We start from the raw sequence: 18,299 nt of genomic DNA, 5'->3' as shown, positions 1-18,299 counted from the left end.
CAAAAATTATTAAGTAAATACATTTTGTATAAAAAAAATAAAACCATGTTAATTTACCATGATTTTATTCTTTACCGTATTGCCTAGGCTTATGTATGATTTTCTTAAATATTTTTCATTTCTTTCTTTTTTATTTCGGCAAATTTCACCATTTCTGATGCATTTTCGATAGTAACATCACTTATTTCATCTCCACCAACCATTTTAGCAATTTCTCTAATTTTATCTTCTCTTGTTAACATTCTTATTCCTGTAAATGTCTTTCCATCCACAACATGTTTAGATACAAAATAATGATTATCAGAAAGTGCTGCAATTTGTGGTAAATGAGTTATACATAATACTTGATGCTTTATTGAAACTTCATACATCTTTTCTCCAACACGTTTTCCAATAGTTCCACTAATACCAGTATCTATTTCGTCAAAAATAAGTGTTGGTATTTTATCTTTATCTACAAAAACACATTTTAAAGCAAGCATTATTCTTGATAATTCACCACCTGATAATACCTTTTCTAGTGGTTTTAAAGGTTCACCTGGGTTTGCTGAAACTAAGAATTGAACTTCATCATAACCTCTTGAATTCATTTCATCAGTTAAATTAACTTCAATTTTTATTATTGCTTTTTCAAGTCCAACATAAGATAATTCTTTTTTTATATTAACTTCTAATATTTCAGCAGCCTCAACTCTTAATTCATGAAGTTTTTTACCTATTACCTTCATTTTTTCTTCTATAATAATAAGCTCTTCTTTTAACTTATTTATTATTTCTTCAGAGTTTATTAACTCATTATATTTTTCTTTTAAATTTTTTAAATTATCTAAAATCTCTTGTATTGAGTTTCCATATTTTTTCTTATATAAACTTATAGTATATATTCTTTCATTTATTTGTGCCAATCTATCTTCATCATATTGTATTTCACTACCTATATCACGAATTTCTCTTGTCACTTCTTCTAAACTATAAAAAGCTTCTTCTATTTGTGTTTTCTTTTCTCTTATTATTTCAGAGTGGTTTTCAACTAATGACAGTTCAGAAATAACTTTCGATAATCCTTCTAATACTGAAATCCCTTCATTAGATGAATTTAAATATCCATAAGATTTTACTAAACTATTTGATATTTTTTCAGCATTTGCTAACATATTGAATTCATCTTTTAGATCTTCTTCTTCATTGACCTTTAAATTAGCCTTTTCTATATCTTCTATTTGAAATTTAATATAATCCGCTAATTTTTCTCCATTTTCATTTCCTGCTAGCTTATTTATCTTTTCAACATTTTCTAAATAAGTACTTCTTAATTTATCATATTCTTCAAGTAAGTCTTTGATTTTATCATAATAAAATTCATCAACATATAAAATATGAGTACCTCTATTTAATAAATTTTGATTTTGATGCTGACCATGAATATCTAGTAGCTTTTCTCTTACCTTTTTTAATTGTGATAATACAATACTTCTATTATTAACTTTTATTAAGCTTTTACCATGTAATGTAGTTTCTCTGCGTATTATTAGCATTTCGTCTTTTTCTATACCTAATTCTTCTAATACGTCGTAAATTTCATCATTTTCAATTGAAAATACGGCTTCTACTATGGTTTTCTCTTCTCCATATCTTATTTGATCTTTAGAAAATTTTCCACCTAATACATAGTCTATAGTATCTATAAGTATTGATTTACCTGCACCAGTTTCTCCTGATAATATATTAAATCCCGCACCAAACTCAACTGATAACTCTTGAATTAATGCGAAATTTTTAATATTTAATTCAATTAGCATTATACCCCACCTTTATAAACTCTAAGAAATCATCTTTCTTACTTTAGAAATTAGCTCTACAGCTTTTTCATCAGTTCTAACTAATACAAAAATAGTATTATCACCTGCTATTGTTCCAGCAACATCGTTTGTGTATAATGTATCAATTGCTTCTGCAGCTGCTGATGCAGCACCTGTTAATGTTTTTATAACAACAAATTTATCAACTTGCTCTACATCTATTGCTGAATTTTTTAAAATACTATAAAGCTTATCATTTATATCACGCTCTTCCTTTGTTGCAGATATATATTTATATTTTCCTGATTCACTTTGCATTTTTACTAATTTCAATAATTTTATATCTCTAGATACTGTTGCTTGAGTTACATCATATCCGGCATATTTAAGCGCTTCTGCTAATTCTTCTTGTGTTTCTATATCATTATCATTTATAATTTCTAATATTTTACTATGTCTTTTTGACTTCATTTTTATCACCTTCTCAATTTGTTAATTAATGTACAATCATTAGTACAGAAATCCTATTTTCTATCAAAGTTCTATTTAATTTAATTTAAAAATATTTTTTTAGTTATTTAATATTTTTTTTCTCAAAACATTAAAATAGTCATAATTATCAAACAATAAAATTTTCGCAACATCTTTAGCCTTTTTAATTATTATAGATGTATTATCTTTAATTTTCCTAGCTTCTTGGCCATCAAATGTTAAATAAATTTCTCCATTATAATTTTCAGCCTTAATTAAAATCTCACTACTACTTTTTAATACAATTGGCTGCATTCCTCTGGTATGAGGACAAATAGGCGTTAATGTTATTACTTCAACATCTGGATATACGAAAGGTCCTCCTGCTGAAAATGAATATGCTGTAGATCCTGTAGGAGTTGAGACTATTAAGCCATCTCCTTTAAAAGTATAATATAATTTTTTATCTATATACACTTCAAACTTTGCCATCCTTGACAATGTTCCCCTTGCTATTACAACATCATTTAAAGCTTTGCTATTAATATCCTTACTTTCATCATCACTTTTACATTCTAAAAGAATTCTATTTTGAATATGATACTGTCCATTTTTTATCTTATTTAAAGCTTCGTCTAAATCTTGTATTTCTATACTTGATAAAAACCCTAAATTTCCTATATTTATTCCTAAAATAGGAACATCATATTTTCCATTAATATCTCTAGCTATACCCAGTAAAGTTCCGTCTCCCCCTAAAACTATAAGTAAATCTAAATTATCACCAAATTTATACTTATTTATTTCATAACTATTAAGTACAGTTATTTTAGAGTTTTTAAATATATTTGTAATTTTTTCAATAACTAAAGATAATATTTTTCCTTCAATATCTTTTGACGGATTTAATGCAATTACAATATTTCTCATATTATCTCCCTTTACTATACTTATATACCTATAGCCAGCTTTTAAAGCTGGCTATGAGATTCATTTACAATATCTTCAATTTGACTTAACTCGAAATTCCCTTCTTTTTCTTTATCCTTAGTAAAGTAAACAAGATATTCTCTATTTCCTTCTGGACCTTTAATTGGTGAGTAACTTAATCCTAGTACATTTAATTCATTTTCTATTAAGAAATTAATTATTCTATCAATAACTTCTAAATGTACTTCCTTATCTCTTACAACACCTTTCTTCCCAACTTTATCTCTTCCAGCTTCAAACTGTGGCTTTATTAATGCAACAACTTCACCTTTATCTCCTAATAACGCCTTTACTGCAGGCATTATAGTTCTTAATGAAATAAATGATACATCTATTGATGCAAAATCTAAAGCTACACCAATGTCTTCTGGAGTAACATATCTAATATTAGTTTTCTCCATACAAACAACTCTTTCATCAGTTCTAAGTTTCCAAGCAAATTGTCCATATCCTACATCTACAGCAAAAACTTTAGATGCATTATTTTGAAGCATACAGTCTGTAAATCCACCTGTTGATGCTCCTATATCCATACAAACCTTATCTGTAAGATCAATTCCAAAAGTCTTCATTGCTTTTTCTAACTTTAAGCCTCCACGACTTACATATTTAAGTTTTTCTCCCTTAAATACTATATCTGCATCAACTTTAACTTTCTCTCCAGCCTTATCTACTCTTTGCCCATCAACAAATATAAGTCCTGCCATAATATTAGTCTTTGCTTTTTCTCTTGATTCACAAATTCCTTTTTCAACTAATAATATATCTAATCTTTCTTTCTTAGATGCCATATTTTTCTCCTTTATCCTAAAATGTTTATAACACATTTTTCTATAGCTTCTGCATCAAGCCCTGCATCTCTATATAGTAAATTAACATCACCATGTGGAACGAATTCATTATTAAATCCTAAACACTTAAATTTCCCATTAAAATTAAGCTTATTTAATTCCATTAATACATAGCTTCCAAATCCACCATTAATAACATTATCTTCAATAGTTATAATACTATATCCTTCATTAATTAGCTCTTTTAACATCTCAGTATCTATAGGTTTTATAAAAGTTGCTCCTATAATAGTAGGATTAATTCCCTTATTAACTAATGATTTTCTTGCAATCATAGCATGTTGTACCATCTTTCCTACTGCTATTATAGCTACTTTCTCTCCATTGATTATCTTTTCCCATTTTCCGTATTTTATTTCACTTATTGCAGATATATCTTCACAGCAATCAGCACCTCTTGGATATCTTATTGCAATAGGTCCATTTTGTTTTACAGCCCAATTTAACATTATAGCTAATTCCTCTAAATGTTTTGGTGCTAAAACTGTCATGTTAGGTATTGCAGATAAATAAGATAAATCAAATACCCCTTGATGAGTTTCTCCATCATCACCTACAATTCCTGCTCTATCAATTGCAAAAACTACTGGTAAATTTTGAATACAAACATCATGTATAATTTGATCAAAAGCTCTTTGTAGAAATGTTGAATATACCGCAAAAACCGGCCTCAATCCAGCACTTGCCATACCAGCTGCAAGTGTAGTAGCATGTTCTTCTGCTATTCCAACATCAAAAAATCTATTACTATATTTTTTAGCAAACTCTTTTAAGCCTGTACCATCTGGCATGGCCGCAGTTATTGCAACTATGTCGTTATTTTTTTCTGCTAACTCTAACATAGTGTCTCCAAATACTTTAGAATATGTCTTTTTTACTGGAATATAACTTTCACCACTTTCTAAATCAAATGGTGAAACCCCATGAAATTTATTTGGATTTTTTTCTGCAAATTCATAACCCTTTCCTTTTTGAGTTACTGTATGAATTATTACAGGTCCATTAATTTCTTTAGCCTTGCTAAATACTTCATTCATTAGTTCAATATCATGACCATCTATAGGTCCAATATATTTCACACCCATATTTTCAAATAACATTGATGGTACTAATAAATGTTTTAAACTATCTTTTACTCTATGTAAATATTGAACTACTGTTTTACCAGCATTGCTATTACTTAAAGTAGAGTTTATGTCTTCTTTTAATTTATTATAACTATGGTCTAATCTTAATTTATTTAAGTGATTAGATAATCCACCTACATTTTTGGAAATTGACATCTGATTATCATTTAAAACTATAATCATATTAGTTTTATTAAAACCAACATCATTAAGTGCTTCTAATGCCATACCTCCAGTTAATGCACCATCTCCTATAACAGCAATAACATTATAATCTTCCTGTTTAATATCTCTCGCCCTTGCTATGCCTAAAGCCGCTGATATTGATGTGCTACTATGACCAACACCAAATGAATCATACTTACTTTCACTTATTTTGGGAAATCCACATAAACCATTATATTTTCTCAATGTGTCAAATTTTTCTTTACGTCCTGTTAATATCTTATGAACGTAAGTTTGATGTCCAACATCCCATATTATTTTATCTTTTTCAAAGTTAAATGTTTTATATAAACTAAGTGTTAATTCAACCACACCTAAATTTGAAGATAAATGTCCTCCAGTTTTGGATACCTTTTCTATTAAAAATTCTCGTATTTCATCACTAAGCTTATAGAGTTCCTTATTAGTCAAAGTTTGCACATCACATGGATAATTTATATCCTCTAATAATTTTGACATATTTATCATTCCTTCATTTAGTTTTCTCTGTCTAAAAGTTCCTTAGTTAAAACCTTTAAAGCTTCAGTATCTACAGATAAACTATCTAATATCTCAATGCTTTCTTTTGTTAGCCTTTCGCATTCTTTAATGCAATATTCTAACCCATGCATTGTTATAAAGTTAGTTTTATTGCTTTCCTCATCACTCAAGACATTTTTTCCTAATTTTTCTGTGCTTCCTATAACATCTAAAATATCATCTTTTATTTGAAACGCTAAGCCTAAATTTTCACCAAACTTATCTAATTTAATAATATCTTCTTTTGATGCATCTCCAAGTATTGCCCCTGCTAATATAGAAACTTTAATAAGTGCGCCTGTCTTTTTCATGTGCATATATTTAAGTTCATTTTCACTTATTTTTTTACCTTCATTAATTATATCTACTACTTGACCGCCTATCATACCTTCTGGTCCTGCTGCAGATGCAATCATTTCTGCTGCAACTAATGCGTTTTTATCATTTTTTAAAGCAAATTTCATCATTAAATTCATAGCTTCATTTAAAAGCGCATCCCCTGCTAGTACTGCTATATTTTCACCATATACTTTATGATTAGTAGGTTTTCCTCTTCTAAGATCATCATTATCCATACAAGGTAAATCATCATGAATTAATGAATATGTGTGAATCATTTCAATAGCTGAAGAAAACTCTAATATTTCTTTCCAGTTTTCTTTATACATACTGTACGTTAAAAGCATTAATATAGGTCTTATTCTCTTACCTCCTATATTAATACTGTAGCTTGCTGAATCATAAATAACTTTATTGTAGTTTCCTTTATTATTAAAATAATTTGCTAAAAATTCATTTATATCATTTTTCATCTCATTAAATATCATTTTCTTTCACCACTTCAGCATTTTCTTTAATTGTTAAGAATTTGCCCTCTAACGCATCTAATGTCTTATATAACTTATTAACGATTTTGCTTCCCTTTTCATATTCTTTCATAGCATCTTCTAAACTTAACTCTTCATTTTCTAATGTAGATAAAATAACTTCTAAATTATTTAACATATCATTATAGCTTTCCTTCTTTGCCATGACAAAATCCCCCTTTTTCTGTAGGAGTAAAATTTCCTTTTACATACCCATCTTCCATAGAAATTTTTATTTCTGTATTACCTTCAAAAAATTCTTTACTTTTAATTAACTTGCCATTTTCATCCTCTATTATAGCATAACCTTTTGCTAAAATATTTAACGGATTATGAGCATTTAATATATTATTTAATGAGAATATCTTCTCTTTATTGCTCTTTATCTTAAACTCTAATATCTTTTCTATTTTTTCCTTTAAATTATCAATTTCTAAATATGCATTTGCAATCCTATTACTTGGTGAGTTTAAACTTAATATTTTCTCTAAGTTTTTGACCTTTTGTTTTTCTTCTCTAAGTCTATCACCTATTATAATACTTAATCTATCTTCATAGCTGCTAATTTGCTTATATTGATCTTCTTCTAAAGGAACAACTACTTCAGCTGCTTGTGAAGGAGTGGCTGCTCTAAAATCTGCTACAAAATCTGATATAGTAAAATCAACTTCATGACCTACAGCTGATACAATAGGTATTGCTGATTTAAAAATAGCATATGCAAGTGGCTCTTCATTGAAGTTCCATAGTTCTTCCATGGATCCTCCACCTCTACCTATTATAATAACATCTACATTTTTCTTTTTATTAAAATACTCTATACCTTCAATTATAGTTTTATATGCTCCATCTCCCTGCACTAATGCAGGATAAAGAATAATATCAACTTTTGAATTTCTTCTTCTTATAACATTAATTATATCATGTATGGCTGCACCAGTTTCTGCCGTTACAATCCCTATCTTATATGGATTTTTAGGAAGGGGTTTTTTAAACTCTTCTTCAAAATACCCCTCCCTACTTAACTTTTCCTTTAACTTTTCAAATCTTATGTGAAGTTCTCCTAGACCTTCTTGTTCTATCCTATCACAATATATCTGAAATGTTCCATTTGCAGTATATACAGATGCTCTTCCTGATACTATTACAGCCATTCCTTCTTGCAATACTATATCTAAATCAAAGCTTTTACTTTTGAACATAATACAATTAATCTTACTATTCTCATCTTTTAATGAAAAGTAAATATGCCCACTAGAATGATATTTTAAATTTGAAATTTCTCCTCTTACAGAAAGGTTATTTAATATAAAATCATTATCTAATACCTTTTTTATATAATTATTAACTTCTGATACTGTTAAAGTTTTAATTTTCATTTTCATACTTTTCTAAAGCCTCACATACATTCTTCATTAAAAGAGTTGTTGTAAGAGCCCCAACACCACCTGGAACAGGTGTAACAAAAGCAGCTTTATTTATAACTTTTTCAAAATCAACATCACCAGTAATTTTTCCTTCTACAGAATTAGTTCCTACATCAATAACTATTGCACCATCTTTTACATAGCTATCATCTATAAACTTTGCTTTTCCTATAGCAACAATTAAAATATCTGCTCTCTTACATACTTCTTTTAACTCTTTAGTTCTTGAATGGCAAATTGTAACTGTACAATTTTCTTTAAGCATTAATGCTGATGCTGGCTTACCTACTATATTACTTCTTCCAACAACAACTACTTCCATTCCCTCTAAGTTTATATTTAAGCTCTTTAATATTGTTAATACTGATTTAGGCGTACATGGCATGAAAGTATCTTCTCCCATATACAATTTACCTTGATTAACAAATGTTAAGCAATCTATATCTTTCTCTGGAGATATTGATGATATTATTTTCTTTTCATCCATGTTTTTAGGTAATGGTAACTGAAGTATTACTCCATTTACACTGTTATCATTATTTAATTCTTCTATTTTTTTTATCAATTCAATTTCTGTTACTTCTTCACTTAAATGAATTCTCTCAAATTCTAATCCTAGTGAAACTGCCACTTTTTCTTGATTATTTAAATAAAATAATGATCCTCCATCATTTCCAACTAATATGGATGCAACCTTAGGCATATTTATTCCTTTTAACTTTCTACTTTCTACAAAGTTCTTTATATCTTCCTTAACTCCTAAAGCTATAACTTTACCATCTATTCTATCACCCATGTTTTTGCCCCCTCTAACTCTCTTGAAACTAATTTTTCGTTTATAAGTCTTTTAAAACTTTATCTAATACTCCGTTAACAAATGAACAGCTCTTTTCATCTGAATACTTTTTAGTTAATTCAACTGCTTCATTTATTGCTACGCTACCTGGAACATCTTCAACAAAAAGCATTTCCCCTACTGCTAATCTTAATATTGTAAGGTTAACTTTAGAAATTCTATCTAATTTCCAGTTTACTAAAGCTTCTACTATCTTACCATTAATAACTTCTAAGTTATCAGTAACTGTTTTTACAACATTTTTTATATATTCTATGTCTATAGTATTTAAATCCATTTCATAATCTTCGATGAAGTTTTCTATTGTTTCCTCATAACTATTTTTGCTAAGTTCCATGCTGAAAAGCAACTCCATTGCTTTTTCTCTTGATTTCTGTCTTTTCATAACTTCCTCCTGAGTATATATAATATACATTAATCTCTTTATTTGTATTATAAACTTATATTACATTAATTAAACATATGTATATTACAATATTATCTTATTTCTGTCCATAAAAAATAACTTTTATGGCTCAACTTTTACTATTATAAATAATTTTTATAAAATTTACTATCTAAAAATTTTATTTGATAGTCAGTTGTTGTAAAATTATCATCTGTTTTAACATGAAATATAACAACAAAAACGCCCTTAGATAATGAATTCTAATCTTCGATCTAGTTAAAACTTTACTTTAAGTTAAGAATTCAGTTTATGTAAACATTATATTTTTTCTATTACAATGAGAAACCCTCTGTTTAACAGAGGGTTTTTTACTAAACTTCTAATGTTTCCTGTTGCTCCTGCTTTGGAACAAATATGTTTTGAACATTGACATTAACTTTGTCAACCTTTAATCCAGTCATAGCTTCAACAGTCTTTTTAACATTTTCTTGAACTGCACTTACTATCTCTGGAATTTTCATACCATACTCTACAGCTACATTTAATTCAATTATAGCCTTATCCTCTTCTAATGTAACTTTTACACTCTTCCCACTAGAAGACTTTTTACCTTTTAATATTTGTGATATGTTACTTGAAACTCCATGTGGAACTTCAACGATTCCTTGAATTTCATCTGCTGCTATTTCCGCTATAACACTTACTACCTCGTCAGAAATTTTAACAATTCCTATAGTAGATTCATTGTTTACATTTTCCATGCCTTAACCTCCTTAAGGTTTATTATATAAACCTACTTTTCCTTATGTTTATTATAGCAAAAGAGCCTTTATATTACAACGAATTATTTCATTGATGTTATATCTACATCATTTAATGTAGTAATATCTTCAACAACTTTCTTAATTGAAGCTGAATTTTCTTCAGTTAAAACATCTTCTACTTTAACATAAACCTTAACTGTTTTATTTTCATTAATCATACAAAGAGCATCTTCATAACCTTTATTTCTAATTTCTGATTCAACTCTACTTTCTTGATCTTTCATCTTAGCTTTTTCAACTAATGCATTATTTGCTATATCCTTTGATTCTTGTGATGCATTAGCATCCTCTGTAATAGCCTTCATATCATCTACATACTTTTCATCTTGTTGCTCTTTAGTTAATCTCATGCTATAAAAATATTCTGTTGTACTTAAAGTTTCTTCTGTTGCTGAATCTGTTTTAGTATTGTCAGTATTTTGCTTTAATACAGCCTCTAAGCTTGTTGGATCGTTATATCCATTTTCATTTAGCTTCATAGATAACACTCCAACACATACTATTAAAGCCATAAGTGTAAAAATAATCCCAAATTGTTTTTTTGTCATTTTTAATTCCTCCCATTCTTTTTATATAACATTATATGCTAGCTACCCATAGGATATACATTAACCTTATCTAAACTTAAATTATAGAAGCTTGATACAGCTTTTTGTATATCATAAGTTATCTTATTGCTCTTTGCTCCTTCTGCAACGATTATTATACCTGTAATTTGAGGCTTATAAGTTTTCGTTATAAAAGGTTCACTTGTATTTGAATCATTTTGCATTACAACTGTTGCACCCTCTGTTTCTTGCTTTGTTACTCTTGTTCCTCCATTATTATCTTCCTCTTGTGTTTCAGATGTTTGAGTGTTTGAATTTGTAGCTGGTACTAATACTTCACTACTTTCAAAATAGATTTCAACTTCAACATCACCCACGCCATCTATTTTAGAAAGTATATTTTTTAATTCTTGCTTTTTTTGTGTTTCATAATCTAATAGTTCTTTAGATGTTGTAATACCTTCATCTCCAACAACTTCCTGTGCTCCATTAGGTGTGTTATCAACATTTCCCTTACTTAATCCAGCATCATCTCCCATAAAATTACTTACCGCTAGCCATAAAAATATAATTACAAGTAATACTATTAAGCAGTTAACAAACTTTTTATTTTGCATTAGTTTATTCATTTCACCATTTAATTTATCTTTATCCATATCTCTCTTCACCCTCCTATCTTTTTCTATTTTCCCATACTATATAACTTTATTTTTTCTGTTGGTATTTTAAAAACTTCTGATAAATAATTCTTTATTTCCTCTGCGTTTTCTACTTTTTCATCATTGGATATTGCTTGTTCACTTTCTTCATTTATATTAATTTTAATGCTGTCAACTATTTTTATTCCATTTTCCTTTACCCCAACTTCTAAGCTCTCTATGTTATATGTCATGCTCTGTAAATCTATTTCACATTCTACATTAGATTTAAAATCTTTATCTGAAAATTCTTCTTTAAGTAAGCTATTACAATTACTATTTAAATTATTTTTAAAAGATTCTATCTGATTTTTGCTTACATCATTTTCATTTTCACTAGTAATTCCTTCATAAAACATATTTTCATAATTCTTTATTGTATTTACTAACTCTTGTTCTCCACCAGTAAAAAATTTTATAATTGGATTTATCATTACTGAAATTAATATAAGACCTAATACAAATTTTATATACTTCTTCATTGAGTTATCTGGAGAAATTATATCTACTGCAGTCATAAATATCATAGTTGCAACTAATGTTATGACAAAATTATTTATATATTCCATGATCTTAACCTCCTATAACAAATTTACCTGCTGATATCATAATTGATATAAGAATAAAGAACATTATACTTACACTTACTACACAGGACATTATAAGAACTAAAGATTCTCCTGCTGCAGCTATAGAGCTAGTAATTCTTTTATCTGTTATAGGTTCAAGTAATGCTGCTGAAAGCTTGAATATAAGTGATGATAATATTAACTTAATAATAGGATATAAAATTATTAATATTATAACTATTAATCCAATAGATCCAATTGCATTTTTTATAATCAATGAATATCCTGCTACTGATGCTATAGCATCTGAAAATGACTTCCCTACTATTGGTATAAAGTTATCAACAGCAAACTTAGTTGTCTTTAAAGTAACTGCATCTATTGTTGAAGAAGTTATACCTCTAATTGTTAATACACCAATAAAAATTGTAAGAATAATTCCCTGAAGCCATACAGTAGATTTTTTTACCATTCCACATAAATTTGATAATTTTGCTTCAGTTGATATATTATTTGTAAACTGTAATACGAATGTTATTAATATTAATGGTATTATTACATTTATATATATTTTAGGAATTAATATTGTAGCCCCAAGTATTATTGGATCCATTGTAGCTGCCTGAGTTAATCCTCCAGCTGCTGCTAACATCAATACTAATACTGGTAAGACCTTATCCATAAAATCTGCTATTTGAACAATTACATCCTTTGCCAGTGATATTGATATAATGAAAGTTTTCGATAGTAATATTATTAAAATTGCATAACAAGCATAAAAAGCTACTTGTGATACTCCTTCACTAGAAAAAGATGATTGTATATTTTTAAATAGTGAACATATTATTCCTATTGCAACAATTGAAAATGCTAATGCTAATACAGTTTTTACTTCTCTAAAAAACAAACTTATTACAGCATTTAAAATTGTTGAAAATGATATATTCCCTTCTCCTGTTTCTATATAACTTTGTATATAACTTATAGGATCTAGTTCATTAACAAGTTCTACATCACTTTTCATTGTGTTGATATAATCATATAGACTGTTAAGCTTTGATTCTACCTCTTCATCATTGGTTACAGTAGTAAGTTCTTCTGCATAAACAACTTTATTGGGAACTATAGAAATTCCACTAACTGCTAGAATACTGATAATTGTCAAAGACCAAATTATCTTTAAAATATAGTTTCTCATTTTCTCACCTACAATATCTGAAGAATTGAATTCAATACAGCCATTAAGATTGGAATAGCTAATCCTAATATCATAATTTTCCCTGCAAACTCAACCTTAGTACCTATACTTCCTGCACCAGAGTCCTTACATATTTCGCTACAAAATGATGTTATATAAGCTATTGCAAGAATTTTCAATACAATACCAATATATACAGTATCTATATTAGCTTTATTTGCAATTTCTTTAATAAAATCTATTACATCTCCTAACTGTCCTATCATATAAAGGAATATTCCTATTCCTGCTGCAAGTACTACAAACAATCCAACTTCTGATTTCTTATCTTTCAATAAAAGGAATATGAATAAAGCAGTGAAAGCAAAAAATGCAACTTTAATTATCTCCATAAAGCTCACCTAAAAAGTAAACATAGTTTTCACAGTATCAAAAAGATTTGATATCATTCCGATAATAGTAATCAATATAATTACCATTCCTGCTAAATTAGCTAATACTGCAATTTCATCTTTTCCATTTCCTTTTAATACTTTTTCAATAACCATAAGTAGAATTCCCATTGCACCAATTTTAAATAATAAACTTACATCAAACATAATAAATTATATCCCCCCTTAGATAAAAAATATTGCTAGCATCGCACCAATAGACAATCCCAACGTTCTATATAATTTAATATTTTCTTTTTCAAACTTTCTAGCTTCCTTATAATTTACATCTATATTATCTAACGCTACTTTAAAAATTTTATCTTGTCCTGTTACTCCAGATGAACCAAGAGTTTTAAAAAAGTCGCTTATAATTTTATGATCATCTACACTTAAATTCATCTTTTCTGCTATTTTTGTATAAGCGCTTTCAAAGCTTTCATATATACTTGCTGTATAACCATTGTCAAGTGTAAATGCCATATCACTAAATATATCTGAAATTGGCTCTGAAACCTTTTTACTAATTTCTAATAAAGCATCCGGTAATGGAGTATTAGCATATATAATCTCATTACTCAACAATAATAAACTTTTTTGGAACTCCTTCAAATGTATACTTCTTCTTTTGTAATTTTCACCATAAAAGTAACCTATAAATGTACAAATTACAAACATTAAAAAAATCATCACATTTCTAAGCATTGTAATCCCGTCCCCCTATTTACCTTATAAACTTTTTCTATAGTTCCAGCCCCCCTTCGATTACTTAAGACTATAACCCTTTCTATAACACAATTATCTATTAATTCTTTAAAAACTTTCCTATTATAAATATCCTCTATATCATAACCGTGTACTGTAACTATAATGTTAACCCCTGAATTAAAAGCCATATTTAGTGCTTCTAAATCACCTTCTGTTCCTATTTCATCACATATTAATACTTCTGGAGAAAGACTTCTTATAGCCATAATCATTCCTGACTTCTTTAAACAATTATCTAAAATATCAGTTCTAATTCCTACATTCATTTGAGGAATTCCATTATAACAAGCAGCAATTTCACTTCTTTCATCTACTATTGTTACTTTCTTTCCTTTTAAATTTATTTGATACATTCCATTTGATAAATTTTTAGCTATATCTCGTAATATAGTTGTTTTCCCACATTTAGGAGGAGATACTATTAATGTATTATATACTCTATTATCATTTGTAATAAATCTCATTACTTTATTAGAAGAACCTATAACTTCTTTACATATTCTTATATTTAATGATGAGATATTCTTTATAGTTCTAACTTCACCTTTTGATATTACACATTCTCCAGCAAGTCCAACTCTATGTCCTCCTTTCAATGTAATGTATCCCTGCTTAATTTCTTCTTCAAATGCATACAGTGAATAATTAGAAATTTTAGTTATCATATATCTTAAATCTTCTCTTGTAGGAATATAATCTAGTACTTTTTCTTCAAATGATAAATTTAATATTATTGGCTTTCCAACTTTAATTCTTATTTCCTGTATTCCATCCGCCATTAAAAATTCTTTAATACTATTTCCTATAGTTTCTGGAAGTATTTTATAAATTTCATCGTATCTCATATCATCACTTCCTTAATTCCCTTTCTCTTTAATTTTTATTTCACATAATAGCTAATTATTCATACTATAAAAAAAATATGTAAATTATTTCTTTAAAACATATGTAAAATAAATACCTATAATAATATATTTACTTAACTACTTATAAATTCCATAAATTTAATTAAAAAAACACAGGTTATTGTAAACTAATTACAATAACCTGTGTTTTTAAAAATAAGTATATTTTATAAAAAAATATATATGTATTATTCCTTAGCTATACCACCACAAAACGGACAAGGAATAGCATTATTATTCTTTAATGCTTGCTGTTCTACAAATAAAGGTTTGCTACATTTTTCACATTCGATTTCAACATATTCATCTTCTAATTCATTTAAATCATCAAATGATACTTCCTCAAATAATTCCTCTTGTATATCTGTTAAATCATTATCTATATATTCTATATTTTCTTCTAAATATTCTTGTCTAGAATTTAACTCCTCAACCTGTGAAGATAAATCTAGCAATATATCACTTAAAGAATTAAATATATCAGCATATTTTTCATCTTCTATCTCATTTATTTTGGTTTTAACTTTATCTATTTTAGTATATATTTCTCTCATACTTTCACTTCCTTTGAAGAAATTATTTTATATATATAATTATACCCTTATTTAATAACTAAATCAAAGATTTCATATGAAACACACTACTCATTTCAATTGTAGGTGCAAGTTCGAATAACTAAATCAACGATTTAGATTCTCACTTATAAAAAAACAAATGCTAAGTTAAAAACCTAGCATTTACTTTAAGACTAAACTCTTTCCATGTATTCCCCAGTTCTAGTGTCTACTCTTATAGTATCACCTTCGTTAACGAACATTGGTACATTAACAACTGCTCCAGTTTCTAATGTAGCTGGTTTCATAGCGTTTGTAGCTGTGTTACCTTTTATTCCTGGGTCAGCTTGAGTTATTAATAATTCAACAAAGTTTGGTGCTTCAACTGAGAATGCATCACCTTTGTAGAATTTAATTACTGCAAACATATTTTCTTTGATGAACTTTATAGCATCTTCAACTTTTTCATAGTTTAATGGAATTTGCTCATAAGTTTCTTGATCCATGAAGTAGTATAACTCTCCATCAGAATAAAGATATTGCATTTCTTTTCTTTCGATTACTGCTTCTTGTAATTTTGTAGTTGGGTTGAAAGTAGTATCTGTAACCCCACCTGAAATAACGTTTCTTAACTTAGTTCTAACGAAAGCAGCTCCTTTACCTGGTTTAACGTGTAAAAAGTCTATTACTGTAAACACTTGTCCTTCATGCTCAAAAGTAGTACCTTTTCTTAAATCACCTGCTGATATCATAAAAAATTCCCTCCAAATCAATTGAATTCATAGTTATTATGACCTTTATTTTTAACAAATAATCATAATTATATATGTCGTTTAGTGACACAACAAAAATATTCTATCAAAATTACTAAAGAAATGCAATTATTTCAGCAAGAACATGAAAAATTTTAATAAAATTAACTATATAACTCCAATATTACTGTTAAAATATTATCTTTTCCACTAATATCATAATTGTATACTTCAATATTTTCCAAATTATTCATTAATTCTTCTATTTTTTCATTATTGCCATTTATCATTATTTTAACAGACCACTTTTCACCTAAATCTTCCATTTCTAATATTTCAATATTTTCATCTATATTTAATTTATTATTTATCTCATTAAATGTTAATTTTTCCGGCATAACACATTTTACTGTTTCTATATTTTCCACCTTGTTGTCTATATTAAAATAATAAAACATAATTCCAATTTGAATAATAGTTATAACAACTAATATTGGTTGCTTGTACTGACTTAAATCTATACTTAGCTTATTCATATGATATATTCACTACCCTTTTATCATCATAATTAGTAACCTTTTTAATTCTTGCACCTAACTTTTCTATTTCTTTAATATTTTTATCTTTTTCATATGTTATTTCAGCAGTATTATTTAAAATTCTAAAATTAATGCTATCTTCATCATATAAATTTATCCATTTTAATATTTCTTCTTTTTCGATATAATTTTTATTAGCTTCTGGAATATATTCTTTTTCTTCTCTTTGTTTATATATACTTTCAAGATTAAAAAGTAATAAAATTATATTTAATAACATTAATATCTTATATCCCTTTTTATTTTCTTCACTTTCTTTAGATTGTATTTTTTCAACAAATTCTTTTGGAATAAAATCTCTATACTTTAAATACTTTTTCATTTATTATCTCTCCTATTTCAAAGGATATAATATGCAATCTATCTCTTAGCTCTTCTGGAATAATATCTTCATCTTTTTTACTGATAATTAAAATAGATCCTTTTTTAATATTGCTTAATTCATTATGTAAATTAAAATCAACCTTATTTTTTATTATACTTTTAACAATAAAGTTTTTTTCTACATGTATTAAATATATAAGCTCTCTTAACTCAATTATTATAATGTAATCTTTTATTTTTTTTATTTTTCCTTCTACTATACTCTTAATATAAAATTGAATTGGTTTTACTTTAATAGCTTTTGCTTCAACAATTAGATTTTTTACTTTTCTTCCATTCCCCATTGAATACAAATATAATCTTTTTCTTTTTTTATCATGTTCATAATGAATTAAAATATCATTCTCATCACCATATTCCTCTTTTACTATTTTACTAACAATAGATTCCTTAACTTTTCTTATATTCTCAAACTCTTTAATTAATATATTTTCTTCAAAAATATATAAATCAATTTCTTTTTTTACAACATTTTTAATTGTAATTTCATCATATAGTTTATTTTTAAATATAAAATCATCCTTAGTAGAAACTATAATATCTTTCATAT

24 protein-coding genes are annotated in these 18,299 nt (G+C 27.2%); all 24 read right to left on the bottom strand.

Translation table 11 applies throughout. The annotated features are described in order from the left end of the window. Positions 1-104: 104 nt before the first annotated feature. The 24 genes from recN to HCG76_RS01030 all read right to left on the bottom strand — a co-directional run bounded on the left by recN (position 105) and on the right by HCG76_RS01030 (position 18,297). A complete protein-coding gene (recN, locus tag HCG76_RS01145) occupies positions 105-1,799 on the bottom strand; it encodes a DNA repair protein RecN (protein WP_221698505.1) in 1,695 nt (564 codons plus the stop codon). A 21-nt stretch (positions 1,800-1,820) separates the two neighbouring features. Then, positions 1,821-2,270, bottom strand: a complete 450-nt coding sequence (locus tag HCG76_RS01140; RefSeq protein WP_221698504.1) for an arginine repressor — start codon at positions 2,268-2,270, stop codon at positions 1,821-1,823. A 99-nt stretch (positions 2,271-2,369) separates the two neighbouring features. After that, a complete protein-coding gene (locus HCG76_RS01135) occupies positions 2,370-3,200 on the bottom strand; it encodes an NAD(+)/NADH kinase (protein ID WP_221698503.1) in 831 nt (276 codons plus the stop codon). Positions 3,201-3,241: 41 nt separating this feature from the next. Further along, positions 3,242-4,051: a TlyA family RNA methyltransferase gene (locus tag HCG76_RS01130; protein ID WP_221698502.1), complete on the bottom strand. Its 810-nt coding sequence runs from the start codon at positions 4,049-4,051 to the stop codon at positions 3,242-3,244. A gap of 11 nt (positions 4,052-4,062) precedes the next feature. Next, the gene (gene dxs, locus HCG76_RS01125) at positions 4,063-5,922 is read right to left on the bottom strand and encodes a 1-deoxy-D-xylulose-5-phosphate synthase (protein ID WP_221698501.1); all 1,860 of its coding nucleotides are present in this window, start codon (positions 5,920-5,922) and stop codon (positions 4,063-4,065) included. A 17-nt stretch (positions 5,923-5,939) separates the two neighbouring features. Next, positions 5,940-6,809, bottom strand: a complete 870-nt coding sequence (locus HCG76_RS01120; RefSeq protein ID WP_221698500.1) for a polyprenyl synthetase family protein — start codon at positions 6,807-6,809, stop codon at positions 5,940-5,942. Continuing rightward, entirely contained in the window at positions 6,799-7,014 is a 216-nt protein-coding gene (gene xseB, locus HCG76_RS01115) for an exodeoxyribonuclease VII small subunit (protein ID WP_195987698.1), read from the bottom strand. Before xseB ends, HCG76_RS01120 begins: the two co-directional genes overlap by 11 nt. Continuing rightward, complete coding sequence (gene xseA / locus HCG76_RS01110) at positions 6,992-8,227, bottom strand: exodeoxyribonuclease VII large subunit (RefSeq protein ID WP_221698543.1); 1,236 nt, start codon at positions 8,225-8,227, stop codon at positions 6,992-6,994. Before xseA ends, xseB begins: the two co-directional genes overlap by 23 nt. Beyond that, positions 8,217-9,071, bottom strand: a complete 855-nt coding sequence (locus HCG76_RS01105; RefSeq protein WP_221698499.1) for a bifunctional 5,10-methylenetetrahydrofolate dehydrogenase/5,10-methenyltetrahydrofolate cyclohydrolase — start codon at positions 9,069-9,071, stop codon at positions 8,217-8,219. Before HCG76_RS01105 ends, xseA begins: the two co-directional genes overlap by 11 nt. Positions 9,072-9,111: 40 nt before the next feature. Beyond that, complete coding sequence (gene nusB, locus HCG76_RS01100; RefSeq protein WP_221698498.1) at positions 9,112-9,516, bottom strand: transcription antitermination factor NusB; 405 nt, start codon at positions 9,514-9,516, stop codon at positions 9,112-9,114. A gap of 374 nt (positions 9,517-9,890) precedes the next feature. Continuing rightward, complete coding sequence (locus HCG76_RS01095; RefSeq protein WP_221698497.1) at positions 9,891-10,280, bottom strand: Asp23/Gls24 family envelope stress response protein; 390 nt, start codon at positions 10,278-10,280, stop codon at positions 9,891-9,893. A gap of 83 nt (positions 10,281-10,363) precedes the next feature. Continuing rightward, a complete protein-coding gene (locus tag HCG76_RS01090) occupies positions 10,364-10,891 on the bottom strand; it encodes a SpoIIIAH-like family protein (protein ID WP_195987702.1) in 528 nt (175 codons plus the stop codon). Positions 10,892-10,929: 38 nt separating this feature from the next. Then, on the bottom strand, positions 10,930-11,547 hold the full coding sequence (spoIIIAG, locus tag HCG76_RS01085; RefSeq protein WP_221698496.1) for a stage III sporulation protein AG: 618 nt from the start codon (positions 11,545-11,547) through the stop codon (positions 10,930-10,932). A gap of 26 nt (positions 11,548-11,573) precedes the next feature. Continuing rightward, positions 11,574-12,158, bottom strand: coding sequence for a stage III sporulation protein AF (gene spoIIIAF / locus HCG76_RS01080; RefSeq protein WP_221698495.1), 585 nt, complete (start codon positions 12,156-12,158; stop codon positions 11,574-11,576). Positions 12,159-12,162: 4 nt separating this feature from the next. Next, a complete protein-coding gene (gene spoIIIAE / locus HCG76_RS01075; protein WP_221698494.1) occupies positions 12,163-13,356 on the bottom strand; it encodes a stage III sporulation protein AE in 1,194 nt (397 codons plus the stop codon). 8 nt (positions 13,357-13,364) lie between these two features. Then, positions 13,365-13,748: a stage III sporulation protein AD gene (gene spoIIIAD / locus HCG76_RS01070; RefSeq protein ID WP_195987706.1), complete on the bottom strand. Its 384-nt coding sequence runs from the start codon at positions 13,746-13,748 to the stop codon at positions 13,365-13,367. Positions 13,749-13,757: 9 nt separating this feature from the next. Beyond that, positions 13,758-13,955 carry a stage III sporulation protein AC gene (spoIIIAC, locus tag HCG76_RS01065; protein ID WP_195987707.1) on the bottom strand — a complete coding sequence of 66 codons (198 nt, stop codon included), beginning with the start codon at positions 13,953-13,955 and terminating at the stop codon, positions 13,758-13,760. 18 nt (positions 13,956-13,973) lie between these two features. Further along, complete coding sequence (gene spoIIIAB, locus HCG76_RS01060) at positions 13,974-14,492, bottom strand: stage III sporulation protein SpoIIIAB (RefSeq protein WP_221698493.1); 519 nt, start codon at positions 14,490-14,492, stop codon at positions 13,974-13,976. Beyond that, the gene (gene spoIIIAA, locus HCG76_RS01055; RefSeq protein WP_221698492.1) at positions 14,477-15,400 is read right to left on the bottom strand and encodes a stage III sporulation protein AA; all 924 of its coding nucleotides are present in this window, start codon (positions 15,398-15,400) and stop codon (positions 14,477-14,479) included. Before spoIIIAA ends, spoIIIAB begins: the two co-directional genes overlap by 16 nt. 248 nt (positions 15,401-15,648) lie before the next feature. Next, complete coding sequence (locus tag HCG76_RS01050) at positions 15,649-16,014, bottom strand: CD1247 N-terminal domain-containing protein (protein ID WP_221698491.1); 366 nt, start codon at positions 16,012-16,014, stop codon at positions 15,649-15,651. A gap of 194 nt (positions 16,015-16,208) precedes the next feature. After that, a complete protein-coding gene (efp, locus tag HCG76_RS01045; protein ID WP_195987711.1) occupies positions 16,209-16,766 on the bottom strand; it encodes an elongation factor P in 558 nt (185 codons plus the stop codon). Between the two features lie 164 nt (positions 16,767-16,930). After that, complete coding sequence (locus tag HCG76_RS01040) at positions 16,931-17,302, bottom strand: hypothetical protein (RefSeq protein ID WP_221698490.1); 372 nt, start codon at positions 17,300-17,302, stop codon at positions 16,931-16,933. Continuing rightward, entirely contained in the window at positions 17,295-17,687 is a 393-nt protein-coding gene (locus HCG76_RS01035) for a hypothetical protein (RefSeq protein WP_221698489.1), read from the bottom strand. Before HCG76_RS01035 ends, HCG76_RS01040 begins: the two co-directional genes overlap by 8 nt. After that, positions 17,665-18,297 carry a hypothetical protein gene (locus tag HCG76_RS01030; RefSeq protein ID WP_221698488.1) on the bottom strand — a complete coding sequence of 211 codons (633 nt, stop codon included), beginning with the start codon at positions 18,295-18,297 and terminating at the stop codon, positions 17,665-17,667. The genes HCG76_RS01035 and HCG76_RS01030 overlap by 23 nt, the downstream gene beginning before the upstream one ends. Positions 18,298-18,299: the final 2 nt, after the last annotated feature.

It is taken from the genome of Clostridium sp. K13 (assembly GCF_019734195.1).
Classification (GTDB): Bacteria; Bacillota; Clostridia; order Clostridiales; family Clostridiaceae; genus Clostridium.
The sequence above is the reverse complement of the archived record's forward strand: the minus strand, read 5'-3'. Positions and strand labels throughout refer to the sequence as shown.

Coding starts and splice junctions, on each gene's coding strand:
- recN (WP_221698505.1), bottom strand. CDS start 1,799: ATGCTAATTGAATTAAATATTAAAAATTTCGCATTAATTCAAGAGTTA.
- HCG76_RS01140 (WP_221698504.1), bottom strand. CDS start 2,270: ATGAAGTCAAAAAGACATAGTAAAATATTAGAAATTATAAATGATAAT.
- HCG76_RS01135 (WP_221698503.1), bottom strand. CDS start 3,200: ATGAGAAATATTGTAATTGCATTAAATCCGTCAAAAGATATTGAAGGA.
- HCG76_RS01130 (WP_221698502.1), bottom strand. CDS start 4,051: ATGGCATCTAAGAAAGAAAGATTAGATATATTATTAGTTGAAAAAGGA.
- dxs (WP_221698501.1), bottom strand. CDS start 5,922: ATGTCAAAATTATTAGAGGATATAAATTATCCATGTGATGTGCAAACT.
- HCG76_RS01120 (WP_221698500.1), bottom strand. CDS start 6,809: ATGATATTTAATGAGATGAAAAATGATATAAATGAATTTTTAGCAAAT.
- xseB (WP_195987698.1), bottom strand. CDS start 7,014: ATGGCAAAGAAGGAAAGCTATAATGATATGTTAAATAATTTAGAAGTT.
- xseA (WP_221698543.1), bottom strand. CDS start 8,227: ATGAAAATTAAAACTTTAACAGTATCAGAAGTTAATAATTATATAAAA.
- HCG76_RS01105 (WP_221698499.1), bottom strand. CDS start 9,071: ATGGGTGATAGAATAGATGGTAAAGTTATAGCTTTAGGAGTTAAGGAA.
- nusB (WP_221698498.1), bottom strand. CDS start 9,516: ATGAAAAGACAGAAATCAAGAGAAAAAGCAATGGAGTTGCTTTTCAGC.
- HCG76_RS01095 (WP_221698497.1), bottom strand. CDS start 10,280: ATGGAAAATGTAAACAATGAATCTACTATAGGAATTGTTAAAATTTCT.
- HCG76_RS01090 (WP_195987702.1), bottom strand. CDS start 10,891: ATGACAAAAAAACAATTTGGGATTATTTTTACACTTATGGCTTTAATA.
- spoIIIAG (WP_221698496.1), bottom strand. CDS start 11,547: ATGGATAAAGATAAATTAAATGGTGAAATGAATAAACTAATGCAAAAT.
- spoIIIAF (WP_221698495.1), bottom strand. CDS start 12,158: ATGGAATATATAAATAATTTTGTCATAACATTAGTTGCAACTATGATA.
- spoIIIAE (WP_221698494.1), bottom strand. CDS start 13,356: ATGAGAAACTATATTTTAAAGATAATTTGGTCTTTGACAATTATCAGT.
- spoIIIAD (WP_195987706.1), bottom strand. CDS start 13,748: ATGGAGATAATTAAAGTTGCATTTTTTGCTTTCACTGCTTTATTCATA.
- spoIIIAC (WP_195987707.1), bottom strand. CDS start 13,955: ATGTTTGATGTAAGTTTATTATTTAAAATTGGTGCAATGGGAATTCTA.
- spoIIIAB (WP_221698493.1), bottom strand. CDS start 14,492: ATGCTTAGAAATGTGATGATTTTTTTAATGTTTGTAATTTGTACATTT.
- spoIIIAA (WP_221698492.1), bottom strand. CDS start 15,400: ATGAGATACGATGAAATTTATAAAATACTTCCAGAAACTATAGGAAAT.
- HCG76_RS01050 (WP_221698491.1), bottom strand. CDS start 16,014: ATGAGAGAAATATATACTAAAATAGATAAAGTTAAAACCAAAATAAAT.
- efp (WP_195987711.1), bottom strand. CDS start 16,766: ATGATATCAGCAGGTGATTTAAGAAAAGGTACTACTTTTGAGCATGAA.
- HCG76_RS01040 (WP_221698490.1), bottom strand. CDS start 17,302: ATGAATAAGCTAAGTATAGATTTAAGTCAGTACAAGCAACCAATATTA.
- HCG76_RS01035 (WP_221698489.1), bottom strand. CDS start 17,687: ATGAAAAAGTATTTAAAGTATAGAGATTTTATTCCAAAAGAATTTGTT.
- HCG76_RS01030 (WP_221698488.1), bottom strand. CDS start 18,297: ATGAAAGATATTATAGTTTCTACTAAGGATGATTTTATATTTAAAAAT.